The organism is Xenorhabdus cabanillasii, from assembly GCF_003386665.1.
In the GTDB taxonomy this organism is placed as follows: domain Bacteria; phylum Pseudomonadota; class Gammaproteobacteria; order Enterobacterales; family Enterobacteriaceae; genus Xenorhabdus; species Xenorhabdus cabanillasii.
Genome location: NZ_QTUB01000001.1, coordinates 693,210 through 717,789 on the forward strand (window position 1 = coordinate 693,210; position 24,580 = coordinate 717,789).

A 24,580-nucleotide genomic window follows, 5' to 3' on the forward strand; every position below is an offset into this window, starting at 1 on the left:
CCACACACAGTGTCAGTAGGAACTCGCAAAATAACTGACATATTTTAATTCATTTAGTGAACAGGGATTCTTCCAATGCAACTCATTATGAGCCTGATAGGGATGGTAGTGCTGATTTTTATCGCAGTACTTTTCTCCAGTAATTACCGAGCTATTAAAATCCGCACTGTCCTCGGCGCCTTTCTTATTCAGGTAGCTATTGGGGCATTTGTACTTTATGTGCCAGCAGGTAAAGACATTCTGGGTGGAATGTCAAAAGGTGTTTCCAATGTAATCGGATATGGTCAGAAGGGAACTGATTTCATCTTTGGTGGGTTGGTTTCTGACAAAATGTTTGAATTGTTCGGCGGCGGCGGCTTTATCTTTGCTCTGCGTGTCCTGCCGGTCATTGTTTTCTTCTCTTCTCTGATTGCAGTTCTGTATTACATCGGTGTTATGCAGGTTATCATCAAAGTTCTTGGTGGTGGCTTGCAAAAAATGTTGGGAACATCACGTACAGAGTCTCTGTCCGCAACAGCGAATATTTTCGTAGGTCAGACTGAAGCTCCTCTGGTTGTTCGTCCTTATATCGCGACCATGACTCAATCTGAGCTATTTGCTGTTATGTGTGGTGGCCTGGCTTCTGTAGCAGGCTCTGTATTGGCAGGTTACGCATCCATGGGTGTTCCATTGGAATACCTGATAGCGGCTTCATTCATGGCAGCACCGGGTGGCCTCTTGTTTGCAAAACTGATGGTGCCAGAAACTGAAAAAACCCACGATACTGTTGATGCAATGTCTCTGGTTACTGCTGGAGAGCGTCCGGCTAATATTATCGATGCGGCGGCATCTGGTGCGGCATCTGGTATGCAGCTGGCTCTGAATGTGGGTGCAATGTTGTTGGCATTTACTGCATTGATTGCTTTGTTGAATGGTATGCTAGGCGGCATTGGTGGTTGGTTCAGTTATCCTCAATTGTCGATGGAACTGATTCTGGGCTGGGTGTTTGCGCCAATTGCTTATCTGATTGGTATACCGTGGCATGAAGCAACAGTTGCGGGTTCTTTCATTGGACAGAAACTGGTTGTTAATGAATTCGTCGCATTTATGAGCTTTGGTGAATATCTGAAACCAGATGACGTAGTTAAGGCAGCGGGTTTGCAGGTACTTTCTGATCACACCAAAGCGGTTATTTCTTTCGCATTGTGTGGCTTTGCTAATCTGTCTTCTGTTGCCGTTCTGCTCGGTGGTCTGGGTGGTATGGCGCCAAACCGCCGTGGTGACATTGCGCGTTTTGGTCTGAAAGCCGTATTGGCTGGTTCACTCTCTAACCTGATGAGTGCCACAATTGCCGGATTTTTCTTCTTTCTGTAATAATTAGGCAAGTCTAATTAGGAAACGTACACTAAATTAGATGCAGGTGAGTTAACCTCACCTGCATTTTATTTTTCTTAAGGCTAATGGTTGTGATTAAAATCACATTAAAATGATTATAATTGCAATTCTCATTTAATTAATGTGAGTTTAAACACGCATTATTGTGCGTTTACATGTTCAAATAATGATGTTCTAAGATTTCATAGAGTAAACTAATGCCTGCCGGGGCAGTATAAGCTAAAGAAAATCAAACTAAAGAAATAGGTGAGGAGAAAAGGAACTCTGTTGTTGCTGGGAAATATAATCATCGCAACATCTTCAAGGAACCAAGTCCGCTCGCCAACATAAGAATTTACTAATCATTCAGGACAATTATTCAACATAAGCGTTTAAAGAATGTGTGAACTGATTGAATCACAATAATACCGTTGGAGAGTTTTATGACCGATTTAACCGCAGCTGCTCAGCGTGCGCTGAGTTTGATGGATTTAACAACACTCAATGATGACGATACTGATGAAAAAGTGACGGCACTTTGTCATCAGGCAAAGAGCCCGGCAGGGCATACCGCAGCTATCTGTATCTACCCACGTTTTATTCCGGTTGCACGTAAAGTATTAAGTGAACAAGGAACACCTGACATTCGTATTGCTACTGTTACTAACTTTCCGCATGGTAATGACGATATTAATATCGCACTGGCGGAAACTCGTGCAGCCATTGCTTATGGTGCTGATGAAGTGGACGTTGTTTTCCCTTATCGTGCACTGATGGCGGGTAACGAACAAATTGGTTTTGACTTGGTTAAAGCCTGCAAGGCTGCCTGCGTTGAAGCAGGTGTCTGGCTAAAAGTTATTATTGAAACCGGCGAATTGAAGAAAGTTGATCTGATCCGCAAATCATCTGAAATATCAATTAAAGCAGGAGCAGATTTTATTAAAACTTCAACCGGAAAAGTACCAGTGAATGCGACACTGGAAAGTGCAGAGATCATGCTCAGTGTCATTCGTGATATGGGGGTCGGTGATACTGTTGGATTTAAACCTGCCGGTGGTGTGCGTACCGCAGAAGAAGCAACACAGTATCTGGCTCTGGCAGATCGGATCATGGGTGATAAATGGGCAGACTCCCGCCATTTCCGTTTTGGTGCTTCCAGTTTATTGGGGAGCTTGTTGACAGCGTTAGGGCACCAGGGACAAAAGCAAAGTAGTCGTTATTGATAACCAATATTTAGAACCATCATTGATTGAAAACAATCGTTATTGAGATCAGTAACGACATATGAAGGTTCGCTAAGATAAGGTGCATTACTGCCATTCTTTTCAGATAATAATGATGATTGGGAGGTAGCTTTGTTTTTGGCACAGGAAATTATCCGTAAAAAACGAGACGGTTATCCACTGAGCGAAGAAGAAATCCGTTTCTTTATTAACGGGGTGTGTGATAACACGGTATCCGAAGGGCAAATCGCCGCATTAGCAATGACCATCTATTTCCGGGATATGACGATGGAAGAACGTATTGCTTTAACATTGGCAGTACGTGATTCCGGTACAGTTCTGGATTGGGATAAAATGAATTTGCATGGCCCGGTTGTCGATAAACATTCGACGGGCGGGGTTGGTGATGTAACATCCCTGATATTAGGTCCGATGGTGGCAGCATGTGGAGGTTATGTCCCGATGATCTCAGGGCGTGGATTGGGGCATACCGGAGGAACATTGGATAAATTAGAATCCATTCCCGGTTTTGACATCTTCCCTGATGAACATCGTTTCCGTGACATTATCCGGGATGTTGGCATTGCAATTATCGGTCAGACCCATTCATTGGCCCCTGCGGATAAGCGTTTTTATGCGACACGTGATATTACTGCTACTGTTGACTCAATTCCGCTGATTACCGCCTCTATTCTGGGCAAAAAATTGGCTGAGGGATTGGATGCTTTGGTCATGGATGTGAAGGTAGGTTCCGGGGCATTTATGCCAACTTATGAACAATCAGAACAACTGGCGGAATCCATCGTCGCGGTAGCTAATGGCGCGGGTTGCAAAACAACCGCGTTGTTAACCGATATGAATCAGGTGCTGGCATCCTGTGCGGGTAATGCACTGGAAGTACGTGAAGCGGTTCAGTTTCTGACGGGAGAATACCGTAATCCCCGGCTATTTGAAGTCACTATGGCATTGGCTGCTGAAATGCTGGTATCAGGTAAATTGGCCGAAGACCGTGATGCTGCATATTGTAAGTTACAGGCAGTTCTCGACAGTGGTAAAGCAGCAGAAGTTTTTGGACGTATGGTTGCTGCACAAAAAGGACCTGTCGATTTTGTTGAAAACTATGCTCATTATTTGCCGACGGCCTCTTTCAGCAGACCTGTATTTGCTGAAAAACGATTTACCGAAAAGCATAGCTTCGTGACAGAGATGGATACCCGGGCATTGGGAATGGCCGTGGTGGCGTTAGGAGGTGGCCGTCGCAAGGCCACGGATACGATTAATTACAGTGTGGGGCTGAGTGATATCATTGCACTTGGTTCAGAAGTTAACACAGATACTCCTCTGATGACGATCTATGCCAATAGTGAAGATGAGTGGCATGCAGCGGCGGAGGCTGTGCGTAAGTCGTTTGTTCTGCAACAGAAAGCTTTACAACAGGCGGATGCTTCACAAAAGACAAATGTTTTGGCAGCAGGATCAAATGCAGGAACGAAAGTCGCCACACAGATGGTTTATCGTCATATTAGTTGATAAACCGACATACAGGCACTGAAAATAGATTTTAATAACTGGCAGTTTCCGCATTGATAGCGTGAATTGACGCAGGAGAAAATTATGAAACGTACATTCATCATGGTATTGGATTCTTTTGGCATTGGTGCGAGTGCAGATGCAGACAGATTTGGTGACAAAGGATCTGACACTTTAGGACATATTGCGGAGCAATGTGCCCGTGGTGAAGCTGATATCGGCCGTCAGGGATTATTGAAGTTGCCGAACCTGAGCCGCTTGGGGCTAGGTAAAGCGGCAGAAGAATCCAGCGGAACTTTCCCGATTGGTTTAGACAAAGATGCCGACATTATTGGTGCCTATGGCTATGCAAGTGAACTCTCTTCTGGTAAAGACACGCCATCAGGTCATTGGGAAATTGCCGGTGTTCCGGTTTTGTTTGATTGGGGCTATTTTCAGGATTTAGAAAACAGTTTTCCGCAGGAATTACTGGATAAACTGGTTGAGCGCGCTAATATCCCAGGGTATTTGGGCAATTGCCACTCTTCCGGCACAGTTATTCTGGACAAACTGGGAGAAGAGCACATGGAAACCGGCAAGCCGATTTTCTATACCTCTGCGGATTCCGTTTTCCAGATTGCCTGCCATGAAGAAACATTCGGTTTGGATAAGCTGTATGAATTATGTGAGATCGCCCGCGAAGAACTGAATCTTGGCGGTTATAACATCGGTCGTGTTATTGCCCGTCCGTTTGTGGGTGATAAAGCGGGTGACTTCCAGCGTACCGGTAATCGCCATGATTTGGCGGTTGAGCCTCCTGCCCCAACCATTCTGAAGAAACTGGTTGATGAAAAACAGGGCGAAGTGGTTTCCATCGGCAAGATAGCAGATATTTACGCTAATGTTGGTATCACCAAAAAAGTCAAGGCAACAGGGATTGATGCTCTGTTTGATGCTTCATTGATTGAAATGGAACAGGCCGGGGATAACACAATTGTGTTTACCAATTTTGTTGATTTCGACTCATCTTATGGTCATCGCCGTGATGTGGCAGGTTATGCGGCAGCGCTTGAACTATTCGACCGCCGCTTGCCGGAAATGCTGAAACTGGTTAAGGGAGATGACATTCTGATCCTGACGGCTGACCACGGTTGTGACCCGACCTGGCCAGGTACAGATCATACCCGTGAGCATATTCCAGTGCTGGTTTATGGGCCAAAAGTGAAACCTGGCTCATTGGGGCATCGTGAAACATTTGCTGACATTGGTCAGACAGTGGCGAAATATTTCGACCTGACGCCAATGGATTATGGTAAAGCGATGTTCTGATTTTTCTGGGGCAGTTATTGGCTGCCCCGATATTTACCTATTTTTAACGACTTAATAAAAACAAGGAATAGATTTATGGCTACCCCACATATTAATGCTGAAATGGGCGATTTTGCTGATGTTGTTCTGATGCCGGGTGATCCACTACGTGCAAAATATATTGCGGAAACCTTTTTGGAAGATTCCCGTCAGGTTAACGATGTTCGTGGTATGCTAGGTTTCACTGGTACTTACAAAGGCCGTCGCATTTCAGTGATGGGACATGGTATGGGCATTCCATCCTGTTCCATTTATGTGAAAGAATTGATTACCGAATTTGGTGTTAAAAAGATTATCCGCATTGGCTCCTGTGGTGCAGTGAGTGAAGACATTAAAATTCGTGATGTTGTGATTGGTATGGGGGCTTGCACTGACTCCAAAGTTAACCGTGTGCGTTTTAAAGATCATGACTTCGCGGCAATCGCCGATTTTGATTTGGTACGTAATGCGGTTGATGCAGCTAAAGCGAAAAATATCAACGCACGTGTTGGCAATATCTTCTCTATAGATCTGTTCTATACCCCTGACCTGCAAGTGTTTGATGTAATGGAAAAATACGGCATTCTGGGTGTTGAAATGGAAGCAGCAGGTATTTACGGTGTTGCAGCCGAATTTGGTGCAAAAGCACTGGCGATCTGTACTGTTTCTGACCATATTCGCACAGGTGAGAAAACTACCGCTGAAGAGCGTCAGACAACATTTAATGACATGATTGAAATTGCACTTGAGTCTATTTTGTTGGGTGATAATTAAAAAAGCCTAAGTAATTTTATCCTCTGATTAAAAAATAAAAGCTCTTCTCAATAATGGGAAGAGCGTTTTTGTTGCTCAAATTAATGAATTATTTACACAGATTGGTTAAAAATAACTCTCATCTATTTATTCAGTTGCCATTTTATTCCACATTAATTCATCTGTAAAAAGAATGGAAAAATTAATTTAACAAAAAATAAATCTTTTAAATAAAAAATAATGATTTAATTATATTATAATTAGCTTGTTAATTGTATTAATTGGATAAATAGTTTGTTTTTATTTTGATATAAACCATAAAGACAATAGTAAAAACTACATTTAATAATTATCTTGATATAATTATATGACTATTTTTTTTGGAAAGATAAAGTTGCTCAATAAAAACACACAAACTAAGATCCTGAACTATTCATCTTTGTTCGATATAATTTAGGAAAATAACCCAAATTCACAAAATTGACAGTAAAATATACTACTGCTTATGGGAGCTTTTTGATAAAAACTCATATTTCATACGCAGTTAAGGAGCATTGTTAGTTTTATCGGCTGAAATTTGACTTAAGGATTTTTGTGTAGAATGATACCGCCGGTTTGGTTTATTTGAATCAGTCAAGCTATCGGTCAAAAAACTAAATAGTAATTATCCTGAGTATCAGAAATTAATTTCTGTACTTCGGTTTATCTTTGCATATAAGTCTGTCATTTTTTAATTAAAAGGTATAAATTCGATTATGAAAATGAATAAATTGGCAATGATTTTAGGTTTTAGTGTGGCTTTAACTACAGGTGCTGCAAATGCGGCTAACCAAGGTAATGGTACGGTTACATTTACTGGTTCTATCATTGATGCACCTTGTTCAATTAAAAATACCAATGTTGAAGTTGATATGGGGGCTGTTTCCAGCCACATCTTGAAAAAACAAGGGCGTTCAGAATCTAAGTTTTTCAAAATTGAATTAGAAAACTGTACTACACAGACTCTGAAAGGTGTAGAAACTACTTTCACTGGCTCTATTGCTAGTGGTGAGTCTGGTTATTTAGGTATTGAAGGAACAGCAAAAGGCGCGGCAATTGCTATTACTGATGCTGGTAATAACAGACTGCCCCTGGGAACAGCAAGTAAACTATTCTCTCTGCACGAAGGTAACAATGATCTGCAATTCGCAGCGTACCTGCAAGGTACTAGCTTAAGTGATGAGAAAGGTGAGAGCTTAGTTGTCCCTGGTAACTTCACTGCTATTGCTAACTTTACATTAAACTATCAGTAATATTTTTACTGACTGATAATTTTGGTAATTGAACATCAGGAAATTCATTGCTATTGATTTACTGGGTTTCTTGATAGTGTATTTAGGGTATTTCTGGGAACTAATATGCTAGCAGGGCAAGATTAGAATATTCTGTAATGTGCTTTGTCTTATTGATATAAATCAATATTATTGTCAATTGAGTCAGCAGAGTATGGCATTAATAGAATTATTCCCATAGAAGTAGTTTGAAATACCCTTTTTTATTGATTTAATCTATGGTGTTCTCTATTGGTGGTATTCGGAAAATAAAGATATTTTGCCATTTTAAGTAATTTTTAATGGCTACCGATGGTGACATGTTTCTTCTACTTCCCGTTGTACGGTAATTCAGTGAATCACAAACAGAGAACGTAATATATTACGGATAAGCAGTGCATGTGGTTATCTCTGCAATCCCCGGTATCTGTAGGATCCTCAAGTGAGAGCGATGAACTTTAATGATGCGATCTATTAGGCGATAGTCCTATACGCATACAGACTTGGCAGTATCAGGCAACAGCTAAATTCAAATTCGGTTATTAACGATTCATTGCTCAGAGGATGTTATGGCTTTGTTTTCAGATTTTATGAATCATTATTTTTCTTCTATTAATAAAAAAAAGAACAGTAATAGGAAAAACACCTTTAATAAAAAATACGTGATTAATAAAAAGAAGATAACGAATAAAATACAAATAGAATACTTAATATCCGGCATTAAACCTCTTTCTGCTTTAATACTGTTTGCAATATCCGGTATTCAGATCGCCTATTCTAAACCAATTGAATTCAACATTGATGCGCTGGATATCAGTGAACGCGGCAACATTAATTTAGAACAGTTCTCTCGGGCAGGTTATATCATGCCGGGGAATTACATGATGGCTGTTCGGATGAATAAGGAGGAATTCCCGGATACCTATTCTATCGATTTTATTGCTTCGGCTGATGATTCGAAAGGTAGTGAAGCCTGTATATCCCCAGAATTAGTCAAACAAATCGCTCTTAAACCAAAATGGACAGAAAAATTAGGTTGGCAGAATGAAGGAAAATGTCTTGATCTCAATACACTGCCGGGCATGTCAGCAAGGGGGGATCTGGCCACTTATACGTTGTATCTGATTGTTCCTAAAAGCTATCTGGAATATGACTTGCCGGATTGGGATCCTCCTTCCCGTTGGGATGAGGGGATAACCGGATTATTGTTTGACTATAACGTTAATGCGCAGACATCGAAACCGGCTCATGATCGAAATAACCAACAAATAAGTGCTAACGGAACGGCGGGCATGAATTTTGGTGCATGGCGTTTCCGGGCTGACTGGCAGGCCAGATATCATCGTTTCAAGACCAAACATGATAAAGCAGATAACTCTCATCGATCAGATGGCAAAGAACGCCGCTACTGGGATTGGAGTCGTTACTACCTGTATCGAGCACTTCCTCGTTTAGAAGCAAAGTTGACGTTGGGAGAGGATTACCTCAATTCTAATCTCTTTGATAGCTTCCGTTATACCGGTATCAGTCTGGTGACTGATGAGAATATGTTGCCACCAAACTTACGTGGCTATGCCCCTGAGGTCACTGGTGTCGCGAGAACCAATGCCAGGGTGACGGTCAGTCAGATGGGGAGAGTATTGTATGAAACTCAGGTTGCGTCAGGGCCATTCCGAATTCAGGATCTCAGTGACGCAGTATCAGGCGCTTTGGATGTCAGAGTTGAAGAGCAGGATGGAGGTATACAACAGTTTCAGGTTAACACCGCAACGATCCCTTACCTGACACGTCCCGGACGTGTGCAATACAAATTGGTTGGTGGACTATCTACCAATGATAAGCATCGACGTGAAGGTCCGGCCTTTGGTCTCGGAGAATTCTCCTGGGGGATCAATAACGGCTGGTCATTGTATGGTGGCTTTTTGGGAGCAGGTGACTACAACGCCTTATCACTGGGGGTTGGTCGTGACTTGATGGTGTTGGGTGCGTTGTCGTTTGACGTGACGGAGTCAAGGGCAAAATTGCCGGGAGAGAACAAAACCCTTACGGGGGGCTCTTATCGTTTCAGTTATTCGAAACGTTTTGATCAATACAACAGTCAGGTGACTTTTGCTGGATATCGTTTTTCTGAACGTAACTTTATGAATATGGGACAATATATCGATCGCCGCTATCGCAACGTTTCTTCCGATAGTGGAAAAGAGATGTATACCGTGATGTTTAATAAACAGTTTACAGATATTGGTCTCAGTGCTTACCTCAGCTATAGCCATCAGACCTACTGGAATCGGTCAGCAAACGATCACTATAACGTATCTCTGTCTAAGTATATTGATATTGGGCGTTATAAAAATATCAATGTGAACCTGTCAGCCTACCGTAACAATTTTGACAATAAAAGAGATGACGGTATTTACCTGAATCTTTCTATTCCGTGGGGAGAAAGTGGCACCCTTAGCTATAACGGAATGGCTAATCGTCAGGGAAATTCCCATTCGGTAGGTTATTTTGAGCGTATTGATGATCGCAATAACTATCGCATATCAGCAGGTACGAATATTCATGGTAAAGCATCAGCAAATGGTTATTACACCTACTATGGTGATCGGGCATTACTGACTGCCAGCGCCAGTTATCAGGATGGTGGCAATACTACCGCAGCACTCGGTTTGCAGGGGGGAGTTACTGTCACTGCCAATGGTGCAGCTTTGCATCGCACGAATATGCCTGGCGCAACCCGCCTGATGGTGGATACAGAAGGTGTCGGCAATGTTCCTGTCCGGGCATTCGGTTCGGCAGTACATACCAACCATTTTGGTAAAGCTGTGCTGGTAGATGTAAACAATTACTACCGTAACACCGCAAATATTGACTTAGACAAATTGCCGGACGATGTAGAGGCGTTGCGCTCTGTTCAATTGGCAACATTGACAGAAGGCGCGATTGGCTATCGTAAATTCCAGGTCATATCAGGACTCAAGGCTATGACAACTGTTCGTTTGCCTGATGGTTCATTCCCACCTTTCGGGGCATCTATCGTTAATGTAAGTCAACGGGAAATCGGGATTGTAAATGATGACGGGTATGCCTATCTGACCGGAATGAACAAAGGTGAAAAACTGAAGGTGTATTGGGATGGACGCGCTCAGTGTGAGATTACCGTACCAGATGAAATTTCGGCAGATTATTTAACTGCATTTTTGTTACCTTGTCAGTTTTTAAAAGATGAAGATAATTAAAATGTAATAAAAAAATCCATTTAATTGATCTTTAATAGAGTATTGCATTGCTTTATTTGGCATAGGTATACCGATATTAGTCGGTACCAGCAATATAAATATGATCTTTTTTGAGCATAAGCAGATGACACTATGAAACTGAAAAAAATTCTAATGATAACGGCCATAACGGTAACAAGTTTAATGTCAGTGCATCAGGTAATGGCGGCGATAGCATTGGATCGTACCCGCGTTATTTTTAATGGGAATGAAAAATCTGTCAGCCTGAATATTGAAAATCAACATCTTGATTTGCCGCATTTAGCACAGGCATGGTTTGAAGATGATAAGGGAAATAAGATCAACAGCCCACTCGTCGTTATTCCCCCTGTACAGCGTGTTGAAGCTGGAATGAAGAGCCAAATCAAGATCCAGACACTGCCAGCAGTGGCCCAGTTGCCACAAGATAGAGAAAGTTTGTTTTATTTCAACGTTCGTGAAATACCGCCGCGCAGTGAGAAACCAAATGTTCTGCAAATAGCTTTACAAACGAAAATCAAATTGTTCTACCGCCCGGAGGCAGTTATCGCACGTCGTATTGATCATGATAACCCGTGGCAGGAAAAACTGACCTTAAGCCGTCAGGGAAACCAATATATGGTGAACAATCCAACACCTTATTACATCACGATTTCAGAAGCTTCGAATAAGGCCAACGGTAAAAGTGTAGACGGTTTTAAACCTTTAATGCTGGCGCCCAAAAGCAGTGACAAACTGGGAGGAACGGTTAGTTCATTCGGTAAGCAACCGGTACTGACTTATGTTAATGATTATGGTGGACGCCCGCAGTTAATATTCAACTGTAGTAATAATACTTGCGTAGTGACAAAGGTTGTAGATGAAGGGAACTGATTGGCTCCTGACAGTCATATCCCGTCATAAACAGCTTGATAGGATCATAAAGCCGACTTCACCAGATCGTAACGGATTTTGGGATAAATGATAATGAATTTGTTAAGTATGAAGCTCTTTAACTATGCACTGAAAACATTGGTGCCACCGGTATTATTTCTGTTGGGGATTGGCAGTCAGCAAAGTGCTTATGCAAAAGATAACTTACGCCAAAATGTCAGAATCACGATGACCGTACTCGCTCCCCCTTGTGTTATTAAACCGCAAGATAAAACCATGGAAGTCAATTTTGGCAACATTATCAACCGGGATCTTTATCTGTATCACCGTACGCCAAGCCAGCAGTTCCGGCTGCATCTGGAGGAATGTGATCCCAGAATGGCCCAGAAAGTGAAAATCAGGTTTGTCGGGCAGGAAAGCAGAGAGCAGCCCGGATTATTAGCATTCAGTCATGGCAGCAGTGCTTCAGGTGCAGCCATTGGCATGGAAAAACTGGATGGTACACCACTCCCTTTTAATAAAACGGCTCAATTTAGACTCTTTGATACAAGCAGTAATAATGTAATCCCGTTTCAGGCATATGTAAAAGCTGATCCCAGTGCGCTTCTGCAAAATAAGATTGGTGTAGGAGAGTTCAATGCAATGGCAACTTTTGAACTCAGTTATGAATAGCGATTTCGGCTTCTTTTTTACCCCATGATATTCAAACTGAATTTGATGTTATTTAGGGAAATAAGGGAAATAAATTATGCACCATATTAAAAAATCGTTGATGAAGTTTGCAGCATTGTTGCTTTTCTTTAGTGCTTCATATGCCTATGGGGGAGCTTATGTTATGCCAGTAAATACTATTATATCGGATCAACGAATTGTCACTACCATGGAGATTATTGAATGGACAGAAGAAGAGGGGTTCGGCAATCCTTGTTATGGTAATGATCCATGTTATGTTGGCCCTGATGTTCAATATAATAACAACCAGCCGGGCATGTATGGTTCCTGTATTGATGCAAAGGCATGCCTGAATGACGCACAAAAGTACCGGACAACCGCGGAAGTAATGCGAGCCTATAAAAGACAGCTCGGAATTCCTATACGGGTAACGTTTCCTATTATTACCGCAGATGCCAAGTGTATAGGTTTATTTTACACCAAGCGGATATCATCGGGTTATGGTATCGCAACGAAATTTCCTAACTCCACTTGCAACAAATTACCACCGGTAAATCAAAGTTGTGAAATCAACATACCTTCTGAAATTGCCTACGGGGAATTAAAAGCTTCAGAAGTCAATAACGCCACTCGCTCAATTAATGGGCAATTCAAATGTGCACTTCGTAGCAACAAAATAATGTTACAAGTCAAATCCATTAATAGTGAGCCAAAAATTTATCTCGATACTAATAAGCAAATTTACTCGACATTGCAGATTGATGGAAGGGATGCGGCAGATGGCGTGCATGTTATCGCCCAGGGAAAAAATATTCCCTCGAATTTTACCCTGACGTCAATATTGCACACATTAACACAACCAAAAGCCGGTAAGTATGAAGGTACAGCAGTTGTTTTATTAACCTATTTATAAATTGAGAGTAAAGAGATTATGCGAGTCAGTATGCTGGTAGGTAAAAGGATCCAAATGAAGCGAAAAGAGCTTGGGATAACAGCAGCAGAGCTGGCGGACAGAATTGGCGTCAGCCATCAGCAGTTATCACGTTATGAACGGGGAACTAACAGAATCAGTCTGGAACATTTGGTCGTCGTCTCTATTACCTTAAAAACACCGGCAAGTTGGTTTCTGGAAGATTGCTTCACTAGCCCAAAGCCCCATATAAACAACCAATATACCTGTGTAGCTGAAACAATATTAGACTTATACTGATATTGTTCAGCAAGGCAGTTATCAATGTTGCATGAAGGCCATCTCAGAATAGGGATGGCTTTTTCTTTTTTTTCAAAACCTTTAGTTTAAAAATAAAACGCTCATTGGACTCAACATTCTCACCGGATAAAATACCAGCTAAAAAATAGCTCCCTTATTTGTTGGATAACCAACTCATTAGGGGAGCTGTATTTTATTCGCTTATACTCTTCGTCTTTCAAGTTACTTCTTTGTTGGCTGCATCTTGAAATCGATAGAGCATATTATCCGGTGATTTTTGCGTGCATTTCCTGTACAGAAATTACCTGTTCAGTCGTATCAGCACTGAGAGCCATAGTGGTTGCAAAACCGCCATTCAGGGTGGTGTCATAGTGCACTTTATATTGTAGTGCGCTGCGACGAAGCAGTTTTGAGTCTTCAATTGCCTGGCGACCAGCGGTGGTATTGACGATATAGTCATACTCACCGTTTTTGATTTTGTCCTGAATATGTGGACGACCTTCATGAACTTTGTTCACCAGACGTGGGTTGATCCCGGCTTCACCCAATACAACGGCTGTACCGTGAGTCGCGTCCAGTTCAAAGCCATGCTTGAGCAGTTTGGCTGCTAAATCAACAATACGCTCTTTATCCTCTTCACGTACTGACAGTAATGCCCGGCCTTTTTTACGCATAGTGGAGTTACTGCCCAGCATCGCTTTGGCGAAAGCTTCCGCAAAAGTACGACCAACACCCATCACTTCACCTGTAGAGCGCATTTCTGGCCCCAGAATCGGGTCAACTCCCGGGAATTTGTTGAATGGCAGTACCACTTCTTTCACTGAGTAGTAAGGAGGAATGATTTCTTTAGTCACCCCCTGTGACTGCAAGGATTGCCCGGCCATCACACGTGCTGCAACTTTCGCCAGTGGCAGGCCTGTCGCTTTGGAAACAAATGGAACAGTGCGTGCCGCACGTGGGTTCACTTCAATCAGGTACACTTCGTTATTTTTCACAGCGAACTGGACATTCATCAAACCACGGACACGCAATTCAAAAGCCAGTTTTTCAACTTGTTGACGCATAACATCCTGAATCTCCTTGCTTAATGTATATGCAGGCAAGGAGCAGGCTGAGTCACCAGAGTGAACACCCGCCTGTTCGATATGTTCCATAATGCCACCAATCAGGACACGTTCCCCGTCACAGATAGCATCAACATCAACTTCAACAGCATCGTCAAGGAATCGGTCCAACAGAACCGGAGCATCGTTGGAAACACTCACAGCGGTTTGGAAATAACGGCGCAAGTCTGACTCGTCGTACACGATTTCCATTGCACGACCACCTAATACATAGGAAGGACGAACCACCAGCGGGTAGCCAATGTTATTCCCTTTCTCTACCGCCTGTTCAATAGTGGTGACAGTGGCATTGGCTGGTTGTTTCAAACCAAGGCGATTTACAGCCTGCTGGAAACGCTTACGGTCTTCTGCACGATCAATCGCATCCGGGCTGGTGCCGATAATTGGTACACCTGCCGCTTCCAGTTCGCGGGCCAGTTTCAGTGGAGTCTGACCACCATACTGGACGATCACACCTTTTGGTTGCTCAACGCGTACGATTTCCAGTACATCTTCCAGTGTTACCGACTCAAAGTAAAGGCGGTCGGAAGTGTCGTAATCGGTTGAAACCGTTTCTGGGTTACAGTTAACCATGATGGTTTCATAACCATCTTCACGCAGCGCCAGTGCGGCATGTACACAGCAATAATCGAATTCAATACCCTGGCCGATACGGTTTGGGCCACCACCCAGTACCATGATTTTCGGCTTGTCGCTATTCGGATTAGCTTCGCATTCTTCTTCATAAGTGGAGTACATATATGCAGTGTCAGTTGCAAACTCTGCGGCACAGGTATCAACACGCTTGTAAACCGGATACAGGTTGTAATCATGGCGCAGTTTACGGATCTCTTTACCGGATACGCCGACCAGTTTTGCCAGACGTTCATCCGCAAAGCCTTTACGCTTGAGCTGACGCAGGAAGTCGAAAGTCAGGCCGTTGATGCCTTGCTCTGCGACTTGTTCTTCCAGACGTACCAGTTCTTCGATCTGTATCAGGAACCAGCGGTCAATGTTGGTCAGGTTAAAGATGCCATCAACGGACATACCGGCACGGAAAGCATCTGCGACATACCAGATACGCTCGGCGCCCGCATCTTTCAGTTCGCTGCGGATTTTGGTCAGTGATTGTGGGTCATCCAGATTGACTTTCGGATCGAAGCCAGTTGCTCCGACTTCCAGACCACGCAACGCTTTTTGCAGGGATTCCTGGAAAGTACGGCCAATAGCCATTACTTCACCGACAGATTTCATCTGAGTTGTCAGGCGATCATTGCTGCCGGCAAACTTTTCGAAATTAAAGCGAGGGATCTTAGTGACTACATAGTCAATTGATGGTTCGAAAGAGGCCGGAGTACGCCCACCCGTGATATCGTTCACCAGTTCATCAAGGGTATAACCAACTGCCAGTTTTGCTGCAATTTTTGCAATAGGGAAGCCTGTCGCTTTGGAGGCTAGAGCAGATGAACGGGATACACGTGGGTTCATCTCGATGACAATCAGACGGCCATTTTTAGGGTTAACAGCAAACTGTACGTTTGAACCACCGGTCTCTACACCAATTTCACGCAGTACGGCCATCGAGGCATTACGCATGATTTGATATTCTCTGTCAGTCAATGTCTGGGCGGGAGCCACAGTAATGGAGTCACCAGTATGGATCCCCATTGGATCGAAGTTTTCAATGGAGCAGACGATGATGCAGTTGTCGTTCTTGTCACGTACTACTTCCATTTCATACTCTTTCCAACCAATCAGAGATTCATCGATCAGCAATTCATTGGTCGGGGAGAGATCTAAACCACGTTCACAGATCTCTTCAAATTCTTCGCGGTTATAAGCGATACCACCACCTGTTCCGCCCATAGTGAAAGAAGGACGGATGATACAAGGGAAGCCAACTTCTTCGGCTACAGCCAGCGCTTCTTCCATCGAGTGGGCAATACCAGAACGTGCAGTATCCAAGCCGATTTTTTTCATCGCCTTGTCAAAACGCTGACGATCTTCTGCTTTATCAATTGCATCTGCGGTGGCACCAATCATAGTGACACCGAATTCTTGCAGTACCCCCTGACGTTCCAGCTCCAGTGCACAGTTCAGTGCTGTTTGCCCACCCATGGTTGGCAAAATTGCGTCCGGGCGCTCTTTTTCAATAATTTTGCGTACGACTTCCCAATGAATTGGTTCAATGTAAGTCGCATCTGCCATTCCTGGGTCGGTCATGATAGTGGCTGGGTTGGAGTTCACCAGTATGACCCGATAGCCTTCTTCCCTAAGAGCTTTACAGGCTTGTGCTCCTGAGTAGTCAAATTCACATGCCTGACCAATAACAATCGGACCTGCACCCAAGATCAGGATACTTTTAATATCAGTACGTTTTGCCATTTTTCCTTTTCTCCTGATTATTTGCCGTTCTGGACGTTTTTCTGGCTATCGTTTTGCTGACGATACTGTTCAATCAATTCAATAAAGTGGTCGAACAGAGAAGCGGCTTCATGTGGACCTGGGCTGGCTTCAGGGTGCCCCTGAAAACTGAATGCAGGTTTGTCAGTACGGTGGATACCTTGCAGAGTACCATCAAAGAGTGATTTATGAGTCACACGCAGATTTGCAGGTAATGAGTTTTCATCAACGGCGAATCCGTGGTTTTGTGCGGTGATCATGACGATATTACGATCCAAATCCTTAACAGGGTGGTTGCCGCCGTGGTGACCAAACTTCATTTTTACGGTTTTTGCACCACTCGCCAAAGCCAGTAACTGATGGCCCAGACAGATACCAAATACAGGGATCTCGGTGTTCAGGAAAGTTTTGATTGCTTCAATAGCATAATCACAGGGCTCTGGATCGCCGGGTCCGTTGGACAGGAAAATACCATCCGGTGCCATTTTCAGTACTTCGTCTGCGGAGGTTTTTGCCGGCACGACAGTAACGCGGCAGCCGCGATCCACCAGCATACGCAGAATGTTACGCTTAACTCCAAAATCATAAGCAACAATATGGTATGGCAGTTCTTGCTCTTTACGAGCTTCTGGTAATCCATCTGCCAGTGTCCAGCTTCCCTGTAACCACTGATAAGATTGTGTGGTAGTCACTTCTTGCGCCAAATCCATACCTTTCAAGCCAGGAAATGCTTTCGCTTTTTCAAGGGCAACTTGAGCATTTACTTCATCACCTGCAATGATACAACCGTTCTGTGCGCCTTTTTCCCGTAACAAACGAGTCAGCTTACGAGTATCAATATCAGCAATGGCAACAATGTTATGACGCTTTAAGTAATTAGACAGATTATCTTCACTGCGGTAATTGCTGGTTATCAGAGGTAAATCACGGATTACTAAGCCCTGGGCTTGAATAGTGGGAGATTCTTCATCAGTGGCATTGATGCCGACATTACCAATATGAGGATAGGTGAGAGTAACAATTTGGCGGGAATAGGAAGGGTCGGTAAGTATTTCTTGATATCCGGTCATTGAGGTATTGAAGACCACTTCTCCAACAGCCACACCCTCAGCACCTATGGCGCGACCGTGAAATTGGGTTCCATCTTCCAGAACCAATATAGCTGACTTAATCAAAACGCCCTCCAGAATGAATAAAAAATCGCATTCAATGCATATTAATTCAGAATTAATCCTTTAAATCAATGCCAATTATGATGTTTGTCAAAATTTTGGCAAATTCCGCGCATTCTAATGATGAGAGGGGAGCTTGTCTACAAAAAATGCCCTTTTTATTGTTTTTTTTTGCGACACTCACTGCTGTATCATTGAAATTTACCTGAAAAACATAAGAAAAGTGCGAGCATATTCACGATTAATGTGAAATTAAATTTTAAAGCAGAAAAAACAGTGTGATTTTTCGTATCTATGGGATAAAAGGGAATAAAAAAGTGATATTAAATTAGAAAACAGGTATAAATGATGTAATATGTATATTTTTTATTTAATTAAGTTAATCAGATAAATTATCTGCATTACTGTTACAATCGATAACACGATAACCTGATTCTCTGCCTGTTCTTATGAAATCGAAGATAATACTTTCTGAGCCTGAACGAATCACATTGCAACAACTTGCTTTGAATCATCCACATCGGGACATTCGTACGCGAGGAACGGGTTTGCTCATGCTTGCCAGAGGGATCAAGCCGTCCCAGATCACCGCTGAAATCGGATGCAGTCTCCGGGTTATCTATAATTGGGTTCACATGTGGCACAATTCAGGGATAGCGGGATTATTAGGTGGTCATGCCGGAGGCCGGTATCTCGCCATGACGCCTGACATGATTGCCACTGCGGTCGAAGCGGCCAGCGCAGAGTCCCTGACACTCGCCCGGATAGCTCAGTGCGTTGAGGCAAAGCATGGTGCCCTGCCTTGTACGCTTGAAACGCTGGCAAATACCCTGAAAAAGCAGGGGCTCACCTATAAACGAACCCGACTGTCGCTTAAAAAAAGCGTAACGAAACGGAGTTTGCTAAAAAATCCGCCTTGCTGAATAAAATTAAGGCTGGAGCACAGTTAGGCCATTACCGTCTGCTCTATTTCGATGAGGCGGGTTTTGCCGCGTCTCCTCCGGTGCAATATGGATGGAGTCCACGGGGTAAGCCCCATAAAACTGAGCCTCGAGAGCATGACAGACGGTCAGTTCTGGGGGCGTTAAATTACACGGATAACACGCTGTTTTACCAGACAACGTCAGGCAGTATCACGCGCGATGACGTGATTGATTTTTTAGAGCAGGTCGCCAAACAAGGGGACAACCGCCTGACATTTTTAGTGTTGGATAATGCGCGTATCCATCACGGGATCGAAGAACAAATCAGAAATGGCTGGTTACGAGAACACAACATGTTTTTATTCTATCTTCCCGCTTACAGCCCAGAGCTGAATTTGATTGAGATCGTCTGGAAACAGGCCAAATACCATTGGCGACGTTTTATCACTTGGACTCAGAATACAATGGAGCATGAATTAAATACTTTATTGAAAGGTTATGGCGACCAATTTGCAATTAACTTTTCTTGAGTACTTAATCAGAATTACGCAATTAATGAAAAATAATTGCGTAATTACAATTTGTTATATAATTAAAAAATTATAATTTATCCAGATCCAAGACATCCTTCATGTCATAAAGGCCATTATTTTTATCGGTTATCCAGACAGATGCCTTAACAGCGCCATTTGCAAAAGTCATACGGCTTGAAGCCTTATGACTGATCTCTACTCGTTCGCCAATATCGGCAAAAATAGCGGTATGCTCTCCAACAATATCGCCAGCTCTGACCGTAGCAAAACCGATACTTTTGGGGTTCCGCTCACCTGTGTGACCTTCCCGGGCATAGACAGCACAAGTTTTCAGGTCTCGACCTAGCGTATGCGCAATAGCTTCTCCCATTGCCAGTGCTGTTCCTGATGGCGCATCCACTTTATGGCGATGGTGAGCTTCAATGATTTCAATATCCGTATACTCTCCCATCACTGTTGCTGCTTTCTCCAGCAGCTTAAGGACAAGGTTGACACCGACACTGAAATTTGCTGCAAAAACAATAGGAATTTCATTAGCAGCATCTTTGATTGCTTGCTTACCTGCATCATCAAACCCAGTTGTACCAATCACCATGGCTTTACGGTATTGGCGGCAAATTGGCAGATATGTCAGCGTTCCTTCTGGTCGGGTGAAATCGATCAGGACATCAAAATCTTCAATGACAGCCTGGAGATCATCACGGATCGTAATACCGTTATGACCAATACCGGCCAATTCACCGGCATCTGCTCCCACCAATGAAGAGTCTGGGTGTTCTAATGCTGCACCAAGTGTAACGCCATCTAACTGCTGAATGGCCTGAATAAGATTGCGTCCCATGCGGCCACTGGCCCCTACGATAGCAATGCGAATATCTGTATCAGCCATAAGGCCCTCACTATAGTTGATATTGGTTTTAATTGAGGTGATAAAGCAAATTGCCTACAGCTTAACTGTCAATGGCTGGTTGCACCAGACTCAAAGGGAGATCATTAGGAAAACAGTGATCAGGAGGGCAGTTATAACAAAATCTAAACCGTAGATATAACATGATAGGGTATGTGAAAATAACATATAGAAAGTAAATTAATGCAATATTTATTATAACAATTCTTAAATATATACATAAAAATTATTTTTGATAAAAAAATAAATATTCTGGTTATTTTAGTAACACTGCTATAGCAATTTTATACAAAAAAGAAAAAGGCTCGCTAAATCCCATCTGGTTTGTTTTTTACAAAAAAAATTTATTGGCATAAGAACAATGAGTAGTTAGTGATACTTGAAAATGCCCGCATTCTTTATACCCTGTAGATGAGATCTTAATTTTCTTCAGATTGGAAACAGAGCATAGCTAGTTAAACAAGCGAATAGAAAAATGAGTGATATGCCCGTTGCCTTTCAAGTTACAGTCTGAAATCCACCGGATATAGAACTTAAGACAAAAGAATTCAATACCATAAAAAAATTAATTTTCACCAGAAATTTGGGTAATTATTTATGTGGCAACAAGAAAATGTAAAAGAGAAAATTCAGTTCTTTCATCTGAAAGAATTTGATGGTTTGGAGATGCTCAAAGCCAGTTACCATAAGCAAATATTTTCTCGTCATGTGCACGAGACCTTTTGTATAGGAGTAATAGAAGAGGGGGCTCAGCGCTTCTATCGTACCGGTGCGGAACATATTGCTCTTAAGGGGGATATTATTTTAGTCAATTCAGATGAAATTCATACCGGATCTGCTGCTGTTGCAACAGGCTGGTCATATCAGGCTATTTACCCTTCACCTGAATTATTACGCTCACTTTCACGCGACTTAAAATATGCAGATGGCAGTATACCGTGGTTCCCTTCTGCTGTGGTTCATGATCCTGGGTTATCTGAACAATTACGCTTGATGTTTAATTTATTGTCACAAAAAGATAATACTTTATTCAAAGAAACTCTGCTGCTTTCTTCACTTTCCTGGTTGATGATGAAACATGGCAAAACACGTATTACAGCACAGAAACTTCCTTCTGCTGAAAAGCAGATCTTACTGGCTAAAGAATATATTGATGCTCATGCAGAAACTGATGTTTCTCTCAATCAGTTAGCAGGAATGGTACAACTGAGTCCATGGCATTTTTTGCGGCAATTTAAGGAAATTATCGGAGTAACTCCCCATGTTTATTTAGTTTTTGCCCGCTTACGTATGGCCCGAAAATTGTTATTGGATGGACATTCTATACTAAATGTGGCTATTCGCTGTGGTTTTGCCGATCAAAGCCATTTTAACCGCCATTTTAAAAATGCACTAGGGATCACTCCCGGCATGTTTGTTCGTTCTCTGCAAACAGCTTAAAAATGTGCTATTACCTTATTGGAAAGATTTCCAATCAGATTAGCAAGAAATTATTTCATCACAATTTTATTCAATACTCCTGTATTACCCGCACGTAAGCTATCTGTCAATGGTTCTTTTGTTTTGTTGGCGTAGATCTGTTTATGGAAAAAACAATGACTGAATTGCAACCAAAAACATCCTCCTGGCAAGGGTTTTGGTCTGGAATATATAATATGTTACCGCTCTGCCTTTCGGTTATCCCCTGGGGAATACTTGCTGGCTCTGTCGCCGTTCAATCAGGGTTAACTCTGGGGCAAAGTATAGGGATGTCTGCAATCTTATTCGCTGGTGCGGCACAATTAGTGACACTTGGTTTATTAGCATCGGGTGCCAGTATCTTTACTATTATTATTTCAGTGTTTTTTATCACAGCTCAGCATTTTCTCTATGGCTTAACCTTACGCGAATATGTTTCTTTATTAAAAGTTCGTTATCGATTACCAATCGGTTTCTTACTAACAGATGAGTTGTTTGCTTTAAGTTGTGCTCAGAGAGATAAACAGATTTTAACTCCGGGCTATTTGATTGGTGCTGGATTATGTTTTTATGTATGCTGGAATCTTTTCAGTCTTCTGGGAATATTAATGGCTTCTTCTATTCCAGATTTAGATAAATATCATCTGGATTTCTCAATTGTCGCTACTTTCATTACTATTGTTGTACCGATGATTAAAAAACTCAGTGTGTTTTTGGGCGTGATTTTTTCATTGTTTTTATCAATGATATTATCTTACCTTCACGTTGAAGGTGCCATTATCATTGCTGGTGTCAGTGGTATGTTCTTTTCTGTCTTTATAGCCAGGTTAAATAAGGAGTCAGTATGAGTTGGGCCTTACTTTTTATTTTAGCTGGTATTGTATTATTTAATAGATATGTTTTTCTGGAACCTAAAGTTCCGGTAAAGCTTCCTAAAATAATCAATGAATCATTAAAATATTCTGCACCTTGTTTATTGATTGCAATATGTGGCCCCATTATTTTAATGGAGCATGGGGAGTTAAGAGAAGTTTCTAATAATCCTTATTTATGGGGGGCATTATTAACTACCGTTTTTGCTTTTTTTATCAGAAATATCGTAGTGTGTGTTGTTATCAGTCTGGCTGCTTTTTATGTGTTGTCTGCTATTTTATAGATACAAAGCGGGATTCTTTTTATATAATATTAACTAATAAACAGATATAGATAACTTTGCACATTTACTGCGAATTTATTTATAGATTGTAATAGTTACAATTTATGTTTTGATATTTCACTCTTTGTAATAAAAATAACTATATTAAAATTACTTTGTTCATCAATAGGAGGAATTATGAAAACAGGAATTGATCTTTATAAGGAATCTACCGCTATTCGAAATACATATAAGATATTACCTTTTCAAGGTGTGTGGAGTTGGCTAACAGGAAAGGATATTCCCGGCAGGAAAGCATTATGGAAATCCAGCTCAATTGAAATGATATGTTGGTCGATTAGTTGGATTGTAGTTGGTACGTTACTTATTTACTTGTCACTAAATAGTAATATGTCATCAATTGTCAAGTTTATTATCTATTTAGTCGGTGTACTATTTTCCACTTCCGGAGCCAGGTATATTGTTGCTACTATTATTCATCAAGGGGTGCATGGAAATTTACTTTCAACAAAATCACGCAATAGAGTTATATGTGAAATTTTATCCACAATATTCATTACTCAACCTTACGATTCATACCGTCAGTTTCATATCTATGAGCATCATGGAAAGGATTTTTCAACAACAGAAGATAAAGATTTAGCGGCAGTATACAAATTAGGGTTTGCCCCCGGAAAAACAAAGAAACAGCTCTATATTAACCTGTTTTTGACCCTATTTAGTCCTTATTTTCATCTTTCATTTTTCTATGGTCGCGTTAAATCAAATTTAATAGGTGTTCCTGTTTATCGATTTATCATGACCATTATTTATTTTCTATTCTTGGGCTACCTTGCTTGGTGGATGGGAATGATGAATTTTGTATTATTTATTATTATCCCTCATATAATTGTGTACCAGATAGCATCGTTATTACAGTTAATGACTGAGCATGTGTGGTTATTACGTCGTGAAAATGAGACTATTCTTCATAGCCATATCAAAAAACTCTTTAGGGCGCTTTTGTGGTTCACCTTGTCCTGAAAGTTTTTCTCTGAAATATTCTCTACAATGGATTATATGGGCTTTTAAACACTTATTCTACCACTTACCTGTTCGAATGTTGGTAGTGCAAGGATCACTGATTTGTCACGATTGGCATCATCGGGTAAGTAATATTAAAGAGTGGTATGACTATACAAGATTGAGAGAAATTAATGCAGAAAAATTAGCTAAAGAGGGTAAATATGATTATACCGAGTTTTGGGGATTTTATAATTGCCTGGATTATGTACTAACTATGCTCAGTAATTCCGAATCTATTGATGTTAATAATCTAAAATATAGACTTAATTAAAAATATTACTGAAAATAATATGACACGATATTTTTATAGGGAATTATAACTCATAGTTTAACATGGAATTATTGATTTGTTA

20 protein-coding genes are annotated in these 24,580 nt (G+C 41.7%); 17 read left to right on the forward strand and 3 right to left on the reverse strand.

The annotated features are described in order from the left end of the window. The first annotated feature begins 87 nt into the window (after positions 1-87). The 11 genes from BDD26_RS03555 to BDD26_RS03605 all read left to right on the forward strand — a co-directional run bounded on the left by BDD26_RS03555 (position 88) and on the right by BDD26_RS03605 (position 13,507). Positions 88-1,353: a NupC/NupG family nucleoside CNT transporter gene (locus BDD26_RS03555; protein ID WP_176551328.1), complete on the forward strand. Its 1,266-nt coding sequence runs from the start codon at positions 88-90 to the stop codon at positions 1,351-1,353. Positions 1,354-1,796: 443 nt separating this feature from the next. Further along, positions 1,797-2,576: a deoxyribose-phosphate aldolase gene (gene deoC / locus BDD26_RS03560; protein WP_115825565.1), complete on the forward strand. Its 780-nt coding sequence runs from the start codon at positions 1,797-1,799 to the stop codon at positions 2,574-2,576. Between the two features lie 132 nt (positions 2,577-2,708). Beyond that, positions 2,709-4,106, forward strand: coding sequence for a thymidine phosphorylase (gene deoA, locus BDD26_RS03565; RefSeq protein WP_115825566.1), 1,398 nt, complete (start codon positions 2,709-2,711; stop codon positions 4,104-4,106). Between the two features lie 84 nt (positions 4,107-4,190). Then, positions 4,191-5,414 (forward strand): phosphopentomutase, encoded by a 1,224-nt coding sequence (gene deoB / locus BDD26_RS03570; protein WP_115825567.1) that lies wholly within the window; start codon positions 4,191-4,193, stop codon positions 5,412-5,414. A gap of 75 nt (positions 5,415-5,489) precedes the next feature. Beyond that, positions 5,490-6,206: a purine-nucleoside phosphorylase gene (deoD, locus tag BDD26_RS03575; RefSeq protein WP_115825568.1), complete on the forward strand. Its 717-nt coding sequence runs from the start codon at positions 5,490-5,492 to the stop codon at positions 6,204-6,206. Between the two features lie 734 nt (positions 6,207-6,940). Then, positions 6,941-7,477: a fimbrial protein gene (locus BDD26_RS03580; RefSeq protein ID WP_038264554.1), complete on the forward strand. Its 537-nt coding sequence runs from the start codon at positions 6,941-6,943 to the stop codon at positions 7,475-7,477. A gap of 545 nt (positions 7,478-8,022) precedes the next feature. After that, positions 8,023-10,734 (forward strand): outer membrane usher protein, encoded by a 2,712-nt coding sequence (locus tag BDD26_RS03585; RefSeq protein ID WP_115825569.1) that lies wholly within the window; start codon positions 8,023-8,025, stop codon positions 10,732-10,734. A gap of 132 nt (positions 10,735-10,866) precedes the next feature. After that, positions 10,867-11,625 (forward strand): fimbria/pilus periplasmic chaperone, encoded by a 759-nt coding sequence (locus tag BDD26_RS03590; protein WP_115825570.1) that lies wholly within the window; start codon positions 10,867-10,869, stop codon positions 11,623-11,625. A gap of 93 nt (positions 11,626-11,718) precedes the next feature. Next, positions 11,719-12,297, forward strand: a complete 579-nt coding sequence (locus tag BDD26_RS03595; RefSeq protein ID WP_115825571.1) for a fimbrial protein — start codon at positions 11,719-11,721, stop codon at positions 12,295-12,297. Between the two features lie 76 nt (positions 12,298-12,373). Next, on the forward strand, positions 12,374-13,210 hold the full coding sequence (locus BDD26_RS03600) for an MrpH family fimbial adhesin (RefSeq protein ID WP_038264568.1): 837 nt from the start codon (positions 12,374-12,376) through the stop codon (positions 13,208-13,210). Between the two features lie 30 nt (positions 13,211-13,240). Then, positions 13,241-13,507 carry a helix-turn-helix domain-containing protein gene (locus BDD26_RS03605; protein WP_269667620.1) on the forward strand — a complete coding sequence of 89 codons (267 nt, stop codon included), beginning with the start codon at positions 13,241-13,243 and terminating at the stop codon, positions 13,505-13,507. Between the two features lie 263 nt (positions 13,508-13,770). On the opposite strand, the gene carB is transcribed toward BDD26_RS03605, so the two are convergent. Both carB and carA read right to left on the reverse strand, forming a co-directional pair. Next, the gene (gene carB / locus BDD26_RS03610) at positions 13,771-16,995 is read right to left on the reverse strand and encodes a carbamoyl-phosphate synthase large subunit (RefSeq protein ID WP_038264574.1); all 3,225 of its coding nucleotides are present in this window, start codon (positions 16,993-16,995) and stop codon (positions 13,771-13,773) included. A gap of 17 nt (positions 16,996-17,012) precedes the next feature. Next, complete coding sequence (carA, locus tag BDD26_RS03615) at positions 17,013-18,188, reverse strand: glutamine-hydrolyzing carbamoyl-phosphate synthase small subunit (RefSeq protein WP_038264577.1); 1,176 nt, start codon at positions 18,186-18,188, stop codon at positions 17,013-17,015. Between the two features lie 446 nt (positions 18,189-18,634). On the opposite strand from carA, the gene BDD26_RS03620 reads away from it, so the two are divergent. Together BDD26_RS03620 and BDD26_RS03625 are read left to right on the forward strand one after the other, a co-directional pair. After that, complete coding sequence (locus BDD26_RS03620) at positions 18,635-19,108, forward strand: helix-turn-helix domain-containing protein (RefSeq protein ID WP_051502334.1); 474 nt, start codon at positions 18,635-18,637, stop codon at positions 19,106-19,108. Beyond that, positions 19,102-19,638: an IS630 family transposase gene (locus BDD26_RS03625; RefSeq protein ID WP_084766466.1), complete on the forward strand. Its 537-nt coding sequence runs from the start codon at positions 19,102-19,104 to the stop codon at positions 19,636-19,638. The genes BDD26_RS03620 and BDD26_RS03625 overlap by 7 nt, the downstream gene beginning before the upstream one ends. Before the next feature lie 70 nt (positions 19,639-19,708). Here the strand turns inward: BDD26_RS03625 and dapB are convergent, their stop codons facing one another. Next, on the reverse strand, positions 19,709-20,530 hold the full coding sequence (gene dapB / locus BDD26_RS03630) for a 4-hydroxy-tetrahydrodipicolinate reductase (protein ID WP_038264581.1): 822 nt from the start codon (positions 20,528-20,530) through the stop codon (positions 19,709-19,711). Positions 20,531-21,145: 615 nt separating this feature from the next. Between dapB and BDD26_RS03635 the strand changes: the two genes are divergently transcribed. The 4 genes from BDD26_RS03635 to BDD26_RS03650 all read left to right on the forward strand — a co-directional run bounded on the left by BDD26_RS03635 (position 21,146) and on the right by BDD26_RS03650 (position 24,185). Continuing rightward, positions 21,146-21,988, forward strand: a complete 843-nt coding sequence (locus tag BDD26_RS03635) for an AraC family transcriptional regulator (protein ID WP_038264583.1) — start codon at positions 21,146-21,148, stop codon at positions 21,986-21,988. A 155-nt stretch (positions 21,989-22,143) separates the two neighbouring features. Next, positions 22,144-22,854 (forward strand): AzlC family ABC transporter permease, encoded by a 711-nt coding sequence (locus BDD26_RS03640; protein WP_198023779.1) that lies wholly within the window; start codon positions 22,144-22,146, stop codon positions 22,852-22,854. Continuing rightward, complete coding sequence (locus BDD26_RS03645; protein WP_038264588.1) at positions 22,851-23,162, forward strand: AzlD domain-containing protein; 312 nt, start codon at positions 22,851-22,853, stop codon at positions 23,160-23,162. The genes BDD26_RS03640 and BDD26_RS03645 overlap by 4 nt, the downstream gene beginning before the upstream one ends. Before the next feature lie 177 nt (positions 23,163-23,339). Further along, on the forward strand, positions 23,340-24,185 hold the full coding sequence (locus BDD26_RS03650) for a fatty acid desaturase (RefSeq protein ID WP_211305448.1): 846 nt from the start codon (positions 23,340-23,342) through the stop codon (positions 24,183-24,185). Positions 24,186-24,580: the final 395 nt, after the last annotated feature.

Bases quoted from the DNA above. Each gene is read 5' to 3' on its own strand.
- BDD26_RS03555 (WP_176551328.1), top strand. From the start codon at position 88: ATGAGCCTGATAGGGATGGTAGTGCTGATTTTTATCGCAGTACTTTTC.
- deoC (WP_115825565.1), top strand. From the start codon at position 1,797: ATGACCGATTTAACCGCAGCTGCTCAGCGTGCGCTGAGTTTGATGGAT.
- deoB (WP_115825567.1), top strand. From the start codon at position 4,191: ATGAAACGTACATTCATCATGGTATTGGATTCTTTTGGCATTGGTGCG.
- deoD (WP_115825568.1), top strand. From the start codon at position 5,490: ATGGCTACCCCACATATTAATGCTGAAATGGGCGATTTTGCTGATGTT.
- BDD26_RS03580 (WP_038264554.1), top strand. From the start codon at position 6,941: ATGAAAATGAATAAATTGGCAATGATTTTAGGTTTTAGTGTGGCTTTA.
- BDD26_RS03590 (WP_115825570.1), top strand. From the start codon at position 10,867: ATGAAACTGAAAAAAATTCTAATGATAACGGCCATAACGGTAACAAGT.
- BDD26_RS03595 (WP_115825571.1), top strand. From the start codon at position 11,719: ATGAATTTGTTAAGTATGAAGCTCTTTAACTATGCACTGAAAACATTG.
- BDD26_RS03600 (WP_038264568.1), top strand. From the start codon at position 12,374: ATGCACCATATTAAAAAATCGTTGATGAAGTTTGCAGCATTGTTGCTT.
- BDD26_RS03605 (WP_269667620.1), top strand. From the start codon at position 13,241: ATGCTGGTAGGTAAAAGGATCCAAATGAAGCGAAAAGAGCTTGGGATA.
- carB (WP_038264574.1), bottom strand. From the start codon at position 16,995: ATGGCAAAACGTACTGATATTAAAAGTATCCTGATCTTGGGTGCAGGT.
- BDD26_RS03620 (WP_051502334.1), top strand. From the start codon at position 18,635: ATGAAATCGAAGATAATACTTTCTGAGCCTGAACGAATCACATTGCAA.
- dapB (WP_038264581.1), bottom strand. From the start codon at position 20,530: ATGGCTGATACAGATATTCGCATTGCTATCGTAGGGGCCAGTGGCCGC.
- BDD26_RS03635 (WP_038264583.1), top strand. From the start codon at position 21,146: ATGTGGCAACAAGAAAATGTAAAAGAGAAAATTCAGTTCTTTCATCTG.
- BDD26_RS03640 (WP_198023779.1), top strand. From the start codon at position 22,144: ATGACTGAATTGCAACCAAAAACATCCTCCTGGCAAGGGTTTTGGTCT.
- BDD26_RS03645 (WP_038264588.1), top strand. From the start codon at position 22,851: ATGAGTTGGGCCTTACTTTTTATTTTAGCTGGTATTGTATTATTTAAT.
- BDD26_RS03650 (WP_211305448.1), top strand. From the start codon at position 23,340: ATGAAAACAGGAATTGATCTTTATAAGGAATCTACCGCTATTCGAAAT.